Origin of the sequence: Sulfurifustis variabilis (assembly GCF_002355415.1) — a bacterium.
GTDB lineage: Bacteria > Pseudomonadota > Gammaproteobacteria > Acidiferrobacterales > Sulfurifustaceae > Sulfurifustis > Sulfurifustis variabilis.
The window spans coordinates 2,884,121-2,893,307 of sequence record NZ_AP014936.1; the positions used below are offsets into that span (position 1 = coordinate 2,884,121).

12 protein-coding genes are annotated in these 9,187 nt (G+C 64.6%); 6 read left to right on the forward strand and 6 right to left on the reverse strand.

All coding sequences use genetic code 11. The features are described 5' to 3' along the window. The first annotated feature begins 98 nt into the window (after positions 1 to 98). Positions 99 to 875, forward strand: coding sequence for a DUF2202 domain-containing protein (locus tag SVA_RS13975; RefSeq protein ID WP_096461802.1), 777 nt, complete (start codon positions 99 to 101; stop codon positions 873 to 875). Positions 876 to 1,096: 221 nt separating this feature from the next. Here SVA_RS13975 and SVA_RS13980 read toward each other — a convergent pair whose 3' ends face one another. After that, positions 1,097 to 1,903 (reverse strand): methyltransferase domain-containing protein, encoded by an 807-nt coding sequence (locus SVA_RS13980; protein WP_096461803.1) that lies wholly within the window; start codon positions 1,901 to 1,903, stop codon positions 1,097 to 1,099. Positions 1,904 to 2,250: 347 nt separating this feature from the next. Between SVA_RS13980 and SVA_RS13985 the strand changes: the two genes are divergently transcribed. Further along, a complete protein-coding gene (locus SVA_RS13985) occupies positions 2,251 to 2,529 on the forward strand; it encodes a PepSY domain-containing protein (RefSeq protein WP_096461804.1) in 279 nt (92 codons plus the stop codon). A 109-nt stretch (positions 2,530 to 2,638) separates the two neighbouring features. Here the strand turns inward: SVA_RS13985 and SVA_RS13990 are convergent, their stop codons facing one another. Further along, positions 2,639 to 3,097, reverse strand: a complete 459-nt coding sequence (locus tag SVA_RS13990; RefSeq protein ID WP_096461805.1) for a helix-turn-helix domain-containing protein — start codon at positions 3,095 to 3,097, stop codon at positions 2,639 to 2,641. 63 nt (positions 3,098 to 3,160) lie between these two features. On the opposite strand from SVA_RS13990, the gene SVA_RS13995 reads away from it, so the two are divergent. Next, positions 3,161 to 3,664, forward strand: a complete 504-nt coding sequence (locus tag SVA_RS13995) for a DUF2938 domain-containing protein (RefSeq protein ID WP_096461806.1) — start codon at positions 3,161 to 3,163, stop codon at positions 3,662 to 3,664. A 22-nt stretch (positions 3,665 to 3,686) separates the two neighbouring features. On the opposite strand, the gene SVA_RS14000 is transcribed toward SVA_RS13995, so the two are convergent. Both SVA_RS14000 and SVA_RS14005 read right to left on the reverse strand, forming a co-directional pair. After that, complete coding sequence (locus tag SVA_RS14000) at positions 3,687 to 4,274, reverse strand: anti-sigma factor family protein (protein ID WP_169924113.1); 588 nt, start codon at positions 4,272 to 4,274, stop codon at positions 3,687 to 3,689. Then, positions 4,271 to 4,840 (reverse strand): RNA polymerase sigma factor, encoded by a 570-nt coding sequence (locus SVA_RS14005; protein ID WP_096461808.1) that lies wholly within the window; start codon positions 4,838 to 4,840, stop codon positions 4,271 to 4,273. Before SVA_RS14005 ends, SVA_RS14000 begins: the two co-directional genes overlap by 4 nt. 93 nt (positions 4,841 to 4,933) lie before the next feature. On the opposite strand from SVA_RS14005, the gene SVA_RS14010 reads away from it, so the two are divergent. Beyond that, positions 4,934 to 5,674 carry an oxygen-binding di-iron domain-containing protein gene (locus tag SVA_RS14010; RefSeq protein WP_096461809.1) on the forward strand — a complete coding sequence of 247 codons (741 nt, stop codon included), beginning with the start codon at positions 4,934 to 4,936 and terminating at the stop codon, positions 5,672 to 5,674. A 191-nt stretch (positions 5,675 to 5,865) separates the two neighbouring features. Here SVA_RS14010 and SVA_RS14015 read toward each other — a convergent pair whose 3' ends face one another. Together SVA_RS14015 and SVA_RS20470 are read right to left on the reverse strand one after the other, a co-directional pair. Next, positions 5,866 to 6,651 carry a YncE family protein gene (locus SVA_RS14015; RefSeq protein ID WP_169924114.1) on the reverse strand — a complete coding sequence of 262 codons (786 nt, stop codon included), beginning with the start codon at positions 6,649 to 6,651 and terminating at the stop codon, positions 5,866 to 5,868. 417 nt (positions 6,652 to 7,068) lie between these two features. Further along, on the reverse strand, positions 7,069 to 7,509 hold the full coding sequence (locus SVA_RS20470; RefSeq protein WP_096461811.1) for a DUF2798 domain-containing protein: 441 nt from the start codon (positions 7,507 to 7,509) through the stop codon (positions 7,069 to 7,071). A gap of 394 nt (positions 7,510 to 7,903) precedes the next feature. On the opposite strand from SVA_RS20470, the gene SVA_RS14025 reads away from it, so the two are divergent. Continuing rightward, positions 7,904 to 8,374 carry a cupin domain-containing protein gene (locus SVA_RS14025; RefSeq protein ID WP_096461812.1) on the forward strand — a complete coding sequence of 157 codons (471 nt, stop codon included), beginning with the start codon at positions 7,904 to 7,906 and terminating at the stop codon, positions 8,372 to 8,374. A gap of 164 nt (positions 8,375 to 8,538) precedes the next feature. Then, a complete protein-coding gene (locus tag SVA_RS14030; protein WP_169924115.1) occupies positions 8,539 to 9,171 on the forward strand; it encodes a class I SAM-dependent methyltransferase in 633 nt (210 codons plus the stop codon). Positions 9,172 to 9,187 lie beyond the last annotated feature (16 nt).

Genomic DNA, 9,187 nt, shown 5'->3' on the forward strand with positions numbered 1-9,187 from the left:
GCCCGATCGTCCAGGGACCGTCAATCCGCCAGCGGGTGCATGCCATCCGAATAAAGACCGACGTGCCCGACGGGCGTTGCAGGAGACGGAGCGGGAGGATGCTGCGACAGGTTGTCGCATTGATTTCACGCCCGGCGACGATCGAGGATGTTGGCATCGTGCGTTGCTCGTCGGCGACGACAACACCGAAAGTTCAACCGGAATGCATCTCATCGCCATCCCCAGGTCCGGTTGTTTATCCGACAACCCTAAGGACGACAGCTACCGTGTCATTGAAACTTGCATCAGCGATTCTTGCCATCGGTCTCACGTCGATCAGCGCCCCGCTGCTGGCCGCGAAAAGCGGCAGCGACCTTACGGCGCAGGAGCAAGCCGACCTGACCTTCGTTCGCGAAGAGGAGAAGCTCGCCCGGGATTCGTACCTGGTCTTTTTCGACAAATGGGGAACCGCGGTGTTTTCCAACATCGCGGGCTCCGAGCAGAGCCACATGGATGCCATCCTCGGCCTCCTGCGCCGATACGACCTGCCTGATCCCGCCGCCGGTAATCAGATCGGCCAGTTCACCGACCCGAGCCTGCGGATTCTTTACGCCAACCTGAGCACCCTCGGCATGGAATCCGAAATGGCGGCCCTGCGGGTCGGTGGCATCATCGAAGAGACGGACATCCGCGATCTCCAGACGTCCATCGCGAACACCACGCATCCGGATATCGCCAAGGTCTACGAGAACCTGTACTGCGGCTCGCGCAATCACCTGCGCGCCTTCGCCCGCTCCGTCGGTGATTTGACCGGTCGGACCTATACCGCGGTCGTTCTGACGCAAACGGAGGTCGATACGATAATCGGCAGTCCGACCGAACAATGCGGGAAATGACCAGCCACGGGCGGCGTAGCGCCCGTGCCCTTCCCCTTCGTGCCGGGGCAACCGGCGCAGTTCGCGTCGTACTCCCGCCTGCCCTTTTCGGCAGGGCGAGTCGGCACCGTACCGCGGTCCGTCGGCAGGGGCCTTGATCGCCGCTCTCCGCGACCTGCGACGACCCTTACCCGGGTCGCGATTCTCGCAAGTCGCGCGGCGTGGCGGTCACGCCGTTCGGGTCACCGCTTGCGCGCGTAGAAATTCACGGCGTGCACGAAGAGGTCCTTCGAGACGTGCTGTTCCGCCGAGGTGCCCATGAAGCAGTTGAACCGCTGGACGATGCGGCCGTCCACGAGCCCGCTCGTCCTGGCGAGCTCGAGCATCTCCCCCTCCATCAGCGCCCCGCCGATGCACGCGGCCCAGATATCCGGGTCGTTGCGCGCCTCCGCCGTCAGCTCCCGCTGGACGATGACGTCCGCGAGAAAGAGCCGGCCGCCGGGTTTCAGCACGCGGTGGATCTCCGCGAACACCCGCGTCTTGTCGGGCGCCAGGTTCACGACACCGTTGGAGATCACGACGTCGATGCTCTCGCTCTCGACCGGCAGGTCTTCGTACATGCCGTCGCGGATGTCGACGATCTCGCCGAGCCCCGCGCGCTCCGCGGCCGCCCTCGCCTGCTCGCGCATGGCCGGCGTCATGTCGACGCCGATGGCGCGCCCGGTCGGCCCCACGCGCCGCGCCGCGAGGAGCAGATCCATCCCCGCGCCGCAGGCATGATCGAGCACCGTCTCCCCGCGGGTGACGGGTGCGACGCCGGGCGCATCGCCGATGCGTAACGGATTGCCGACGCCGGCGAAGCGGGCGGTGCATTCCTCCGGCAGCGCCGCGAGCTCGGCCGCGTCGTAGCCAAGCAGGTTGCTCGCGTACTCGGGACCCCGGTGGAAGTGAAACTCGCCGTGGGGCTCACGCGCCACGCGCTCGTACTCGGCGCGCACCTGGGCGCGAAGGTAACCGCTGTCGAAGTTCGGGGGTGCTGTGAGAGCCATGATCAATCCTCCTGGTCGTAGTTCGGATTGCTTTGGCATGCCTGGATCAACCGGCCCGGCCGCTTGGATTCGAGGTGTGGCGGGTGGAACGACGGCGCGGGGGCGTTCATGGTACGGCGACGGAGGTCGGAGGCAAAGGCGGACTTCGATAAAGGGCTTGATCCGGCGGCGCAGTCCTCGTCGGCCCATGCAGTCGAAGCACGCTCTTCCCTTCCCGCCGACCTGCGGTCTTCAGCGTGGATTCATCCGGCGCGCTTAGAGTGCCGGCAGATGGAGAACGCCACAGGGATCGAATCAACGGGTCGCCGCCAGTGGAAGCCCGACCCATTTCCGAAGGAGTACGGGCCATGAAGAAATATCTGATCGCGGGTTTCGTGATCGCAGGACTTTCCGGGGGCATTGGGGCCGCAGTGGCGTCGAGCGGCGACGAGTCGGTCCAGCCGGCGCAGCCCCGGCTCGTGATCGAGCAAGCCGTTGCGCTCGCCAAGCATCAGGTGCCGGGAACGGTGATCGAGGCCGAGCTCGAGCACGAGGGCGCGCGCGACCTCTACGAAGTCAAAGTCGAGGACAAGGCGGGAAGGATGCACAAGATCAGGATCGATGCGGCCACGGCGGAGCGGTTGTAAACGCCCGTTCGCAGCCGACTCGATTCCTCAACTCCCATCGGTGGTCTCCGCCCTTTCGGGGGCGGGGCCGCCGCGGTTCAGCGAGAAACATTCGGAAACGCGGGCGCGGCTATCGGCGATCCCGCTTGCGCTCCTTTCGGCGAGGCTGCGCGGCCCGCTTCCTTCGCGCACCGATAGCACCCGATGCGGCGGCGCCCAGGAATCGGCGGAAGCTGGGACATTCCATATGGCTCGGCGCGGGGCAGACGGCGGCATGCCGAAGGCCGTCGCGCATGGCGCTCAGCCGGCGGATCGTCCGGTCCAGCTCCTCCGCCTTGGCGGCGAGCATCTTCCGGTCGATGCGCGGCCGCCCGTCCGACGCGAACATGAGCGCGATCTCGTCGAGCGTAAAGCCGGCGGCGCGCCCCAGACCGATCAGCGCCAGCCGCTCCACCACGCCGGGATCGAACAGACGACGCAGGCCCCGCCTGCCGGTCGAGGCGATCAGTCGCTTTTCCTCGTAGAACCGCAGCGTCGAGGCGGGAACGCCGGAGCGCTCCGCCACTTCCGCGATGTCCAGGTCGCGCACCCTCTTGACCTCAAGTCGACTTGAAGTGGCAGAGTGCCGCTTCGGCCTCTCGAAGGCAAGCCAATGGAGACGATCGTGGACTATCTGGTGTGCACACTACTCATTGGGGCGGGCGCGACGGCGGTCACGGACATCTGGGGAGTCTTCCGCAGGCGCATGCTCGGCATTCCTGCGCCGGACTACGGTCTGGTCGGCCGCTGGCTCGCCTATTTCCCACGCGGGCGCTTTCGCCATGACCGGATCGCCGCCACGCCGTCTGTGCAGGGCGAGCGCCTGATCGGCTGGACCGCCCACTACCTGATCGGCATCGCTTTCGCGGCCCTGCTGCTCGCTTTCTGGGGGCTCGACTGGGTTCGCCGGCCGACGCTCGGGCCCGCCCTCATCGTCGGGATCGGCACGGTGTTGGCGCCCTTCCTGTTGATGCAGCCGGGCATGGGCGCCGGCATCGCCGCCAGCCGCACTCCGCGCCCTGCCGCGGCCCGAATCCAGAGCCTGGTCATGCACGCGGTCTTCGGCATCGGCCTCTACGCGGCCGGCTGGGTGACCCGTTCGTTGCTTGCGCTCTAGCGGCGCCGGCTTCTGTCGGCGGCTAAGCCGGTCCCTCGGTCGGTTTCTGCGGCGTGTGATGGAACGTGTACTCGCCGAGGGCGCGCTCGCCGTTGCCCTCGACGGCGAGCAGACGCATGCGCAGGGTCGTTGCCGGCAGCGCGCGCAAGGTGGCGACGCGTGTCGAGACGATCACGTGGCCTGTTTCGGCAATGAACGGAATGTCCTCCAGCCGCATTTCCGTCCTGCCGTCGGCGCCGACGTTCACAAGATCGAGGCGCGTCACCCCGGCGAGCGGCGCCTCGAGGCGCGCCACCACGAAATCGTCCTCGGGCGCGATGGTGCAGTTCACCGAGCCGTTCTGCGGCACGCGGTACGCGCGCACCTTGAGGCCGCGTTCCGTCAGCCTCTGCACGAACGGTTCGTTGACCACCGCCGTCACCCCGCTCGCCCGCGCCACCGCGCGCACGCCCTCCGCCAGCGCGCTCAGCTCGTCCAGCCGCCGGCTGCATTCGGCGCAGCCGAGGTAATGCTCCTCGATGCGCGCCTCGGTGTCGGGGTCGAGCTCACCGAGCCGGTACGCGATGAGCGTGGGCCAATCGAGCGGCGCGCGGCAGGCGGCGGCAGTCACGCGGCGGCTCCGTTCACGCATCCGCGCAGGCGCTCGAGCGCGCGGTGGCGGATGACGCGCACGTTGGCCGGCGTCAGGTTCAGCTCGCGCGCCAGGGATTCGGCCGGCAGGTCGTCATGGAAGGTCAGCATCAGGATCGTGCGCTCCCGTTCCGGGAGGCGCGCGAGGCAATCCGCCAGCCGCCCCCGGTCCGGGTCCGGCGCCCGGGTTTCCGCCGGCGCAAGCGCCTCGCCGTAGGTTTCGAGCAATCGTTCGCGCCGCCGGTTCCCGCGCCGCAGCTCGAGCACCATCATCCGGCACATGCCGAACAGGAACGAGGCCAGCCGTTCCGGCTCGCGGACTTCGCCGGCGCGCAGGCGCTCGATCATCATGAGCATGACCTGCTGCGTGAGGTCGGCGGCGGCCGATTCGCTGCGCAGGTGCCGCAATCCGTAGAGGCGCACGCGCGGCGCAAGCCGCCGGCACAATTCGGCCTCGGCCTCGCCGTCGATCCCGGGCGCCGCCTGGGCCACGCGTCGTGCCAGCGTGGCGTCGTCCGGGTGGTTGTCGGTGTCGGGCTGGAGCACGCCCGCAGCATAGTACGCCCTCCTTGCCTCAAGGAAGTGTAACGATCCGCCGCCTCGTTACACTTCCTTGGCGACCCACTTAAGGAGGACGCCGTGATTACCAACACACAGTCTGGCACCAACGTCCAGGAAATCGCCGAAGGCATCTACCGCATCAACACGCCCGTGCAATTGCCGGGAGGCGGCTTCAACTTCAATCAATACCTGATCGTCGACGACAAGCCGCTGCTCTTCCATACCGGCCCGCGGCGCATGTTCCCGCTGGTTCGGGAGGCGATCGCCGCCATACTGCCCCCGGAGCGGCTCGCGTATATCGGCTTTTCGCACGTCGAGGCCGACGAGTGCGGCGCCCTGAACGATCTTCTCGCGGCCGCCCCGGACGCCGTGCCGGTCTGCAGCCAGGTCGCCGCGATGGTGTCGGTGAACGATCTGGCCGACCGCGCCCCGCACGCCCTGGGCGACGGCGAGACGCTGGATCTGGGACATCACCGGCTCCGCTGGTTCGACACGCCGCACCTGCCCCACGGCTGGGAGGCGGGCCTGATGTTCGACGACAGCACCCGCACGCTGCTGGCAGGCGACCTGTTCACCCAGGGCGGGAGCGGAAAAGCGGCCCTGGTCGAGAGCGACATCCTGGGGCCGAGCGAGGCATTCCGCCGCGCCATGGACTACTACGCGCATGCCCCGAACACCGGCGCCATGCTCGAGCGCCTTGCCCAGGAATCACCCATTACCCTCGCCTGCATGCACGGCAGCGCCTGGCGCGGCAACGGCGCCGCATTGCTGCGCGCATTGGCGGGATCGCTCGGACAGCGTCAGGACAAGGCGGCGTAGTAGCGGATACCACTACGGAAGGTGAAACGCGGCGGAGGGATCGAGGTCCGGTCCCTCCGTCCAGGCAGTCGCTCACGAGATCCAGCCGACCAGCGAATAATCCGGATCCGCCCACCCAACATGAGAGAGAAAACGGGGATCGGATCCCGTTTCTCCTCCCGCCGACCCCCGTTGTTGCTCGAACTACGCAACTAATGCGGCAGAAGAAAGTCGCCTAAGCCACCGGGCTTGAAGTCCGCTTCGCCCATGGAAACATCCGCAACGTGCCCGTGACAGGTCGCGTCGATAACAGCTAGCGCTCCGGTGGTGTCGGTGGTCAAAGACCGAGGGTAACCACGGACCACCGCATATACCTCTTTCCCGTTCCGGCTCACGGCGACGCCCTGCGGGGGATATCCGAGCGGTACCGTGGCGATCACCAGGTTACGAGCAGTATCGATGACCGAGACAGAGCGGCCTCCGGTATTCGTGACGTAGACACGTGTTCCGGCTTTGTTGACCGCCACAGCGTAAGGTGCCGATCCGACCGAGATGCGCTGCACGACTGGTGGACTGCTGTCCGTTTTGATCGCAGAGACAGAATCGTCTTTGCCGTTTGCTACGTAAAGGCGAGTGCCGTTCGGATGCACGGCTAGACCCTGCGGGCCGGATCCGACCGCGATGGCTCCCGGCAATACGGTGTTGCCAGCCGCATCGATCACGTACACGGCATTCCCGCTGTTGTCAGCCACGTATACCCGTGTGCCGTCCGGCTTGATAGCGACACCGGCAAGGGAACCACCGACAGGTAACGTAGCGATCACGCTATTTGTTGAGGTATCAATCACTACCACCGCGCCATCACTCGCACCATAAAGACGCGCCGTACTCGGATTGACGGCCATTGAACGCGCAGTAACCGGGATGTGATCGATGACCACGTTCGTCGCGGCATCGATCACGTCAATCTGACTCGGCGTACCAAGAGCGACGTACACTCGTTCGCCGACTGCGTCGACGGTCAGGCAACCAGACGGTCCCGCCACCTCAATCGCTCTGACAACCGTACGCGTCCCGGTATCGATCACCGTGACCGCGAGTCCCTGGTTGTCCGTCAGATATGCGTATGCTTGCTGCTGTAATACGGGGCCCCTGGGACCTCGAATCCAATCCCTGATCGTTCTTGCAGGGTTGGCTACCGCACCTGTTTGGTTCGCCATCGATCGCCCTCCATGGGGAGATTCAACGACATTGGACGTGCAGCACCATTTTTGGTTCGTGAAAATCCGGCGGCGTTATCGGAGGACTCGCCGCGGGATTGCTACAAAATCATCGACGCAGGTCACGCGTACCGCCTACTTTTTTGTCGAATCTACTTTTCACGTCAGTCGCCTTCTCGGCAAGCGAACATTTTTTCATGGTATCGGTTTCGCGCTTCTTCCGACGGCGGAGGTAAGGTCAACGGAATATGGTGTCGGAAACGACGACAACCTTTCGAGGTAACGCGCGAACTCCTCACTCGCATACCTCACCTCGTCCTCGAATTCCATGATTAACCACGCATCTGGACAATCGAGTGACAACCCGCCGACCAGATCATCGAGTTTTACTGCCTGTTGCGAAGAGCCTCCCGCCTGGGCCGTTTCACCGGCTAGGCGGTCAGGCGACCGACGATTCGACGTACCCAAGGGGTAAACAACGAGCGCTGCGGGAAATGCCACTGGCCACGTCTTCACACAGCTTTTAAGCCATTGCCACAGGAACCCGTTCTGGACCCCCTGGTTGATCGCAAGACCACGGCGGACACGATGCCGACCATGATGGTCGAGAGCAGGCACCGAAGAGGATCGGTGCATAACGATCCGGGATACGCATTCTCATCCTCGCGAAAGCGATCACTTCTTTTGAAAGCCGCTGACAGAAGCCACCGCGCGGCTAGAACGGGTCACCCAACCCGCTTTTCGTTCCCCGACCCCCTTTCCGTCGGGCCGAAAGTCCTCCCGCCGCCCCCGTCGTTGCCGGGGCAATGGGAATCCAAGCGTTTAGGGATGCGTCTTCCATACCCGGCAGGACAAACACCAATTCGAAGAACAAGGGAATCAAGCTCTTCCCCTTCAAACACGAACTTCCCTTACGTACGCTTCCCTCTTCATTGAATCTGGTCGAAAAACAAGCAACGGTGGAGAATCGACCGCGTAGTACCATGCACTGATCGTTGCGAGTCAAGGGACTCGACAGAGGAGGTCATCCATGAAGACTGCGAAGGTTGCGGCGATTGGTCTTACTGTGGGACTCAGCGGGTTGATGGCAGCGCCGGCGTCGGCGCAAGAGTACACCGCAGTAATGCAAGGCGACATCAAGTGGCAAGATGCGCCCTCCATCGGTCCGGGCGCCAAGACCGCCGTCATCGACGGCGACCCCAAGTCGTCCGGACCGTTCGTGATGCGTCTCAAGGTTCCGCCGAAGACGACCATCGGGGTGCACACCCATCCGGCTACCGAGAACGTCACCGTCCTCTCGGGCACCCTTTACTTTGCCCCGGGCGACAAGTTGGATCGCAAAGCGGCCAAGGCATTCGGCCCGGGCAGCTACTTCTCGATCGAGCAGGGCAAGCCGATGTTCGCCTACACCAAGGACAAGGAGGCGACCGTCCAACTTCACGGGAATGGGCCTTGGGGGATCACCTACCTCGACAAGGACGGCACGGCAAAGAAGAAATAAAACGATGCGGGCGCAGGGATGGCAGGGGAGCCGCGTCTCCCCTGCCTCCAGGCCCACCTGCATCGCCGCGTGGGCGGCGTAGCGGATCTCGCTCTCCAACCCGGTTTTTTGTTTCGATGTTCGGGAACAGGAGCCGTGATCCGCGATCGAGAAGAGAAACTTCCGTGGCGCTGAGAAAGAGCGCGACGCCCGGGCTCGCCGTTCTCCTCGCGTTCCTTCTGCTTACGGGCTGCACGGGCCTGAAGCGATGGGCCTACGAGGGATTCAACCGGGACGAATGGCAGAAACCGGAGGAAGTGATCCGCGTCCTCGACATCAGGGCCGGCGATCAGGTTGCCGACGTCGGGTCGGGAAGCGGGTATTTCACCTTTCGCCTCGCGAACGCCGTCGGTCCGGGCGGGAAAGTGTTTGCGGTGGACGTCGATCGTCGAATGAACGACTACCTTCGCGAACGTGCGCGCGTCGAGGGCCACAAGAACGTCGAAGTCATCCTCGCGGAGCCCGACGACCCGGGGTTACCGCCTTCCGGCGTAGACATGATCTTTTCCGTCAACACTTACCACTTTCTGGAACGCCGTACCGCCTATTTTGCCCGCGCGGGCAAGTACCTCAGACCCGGCGGGCGGGTGGTGATCATCGACTTCAACAGCAGGCAATGGTTCGACATCTTCGGGTCCCACCACACTTCCCCTGGCGCAATCAAGAGCGAGATGCGGAGTGCGGGATTCGAGCTCAAGCACGAGTTCACGTTTCTCCCGAAACAAGCGTTTCTCGTTTTCGCCAGGAGCGGAGGCTAGCGAGCCGCGACAAATC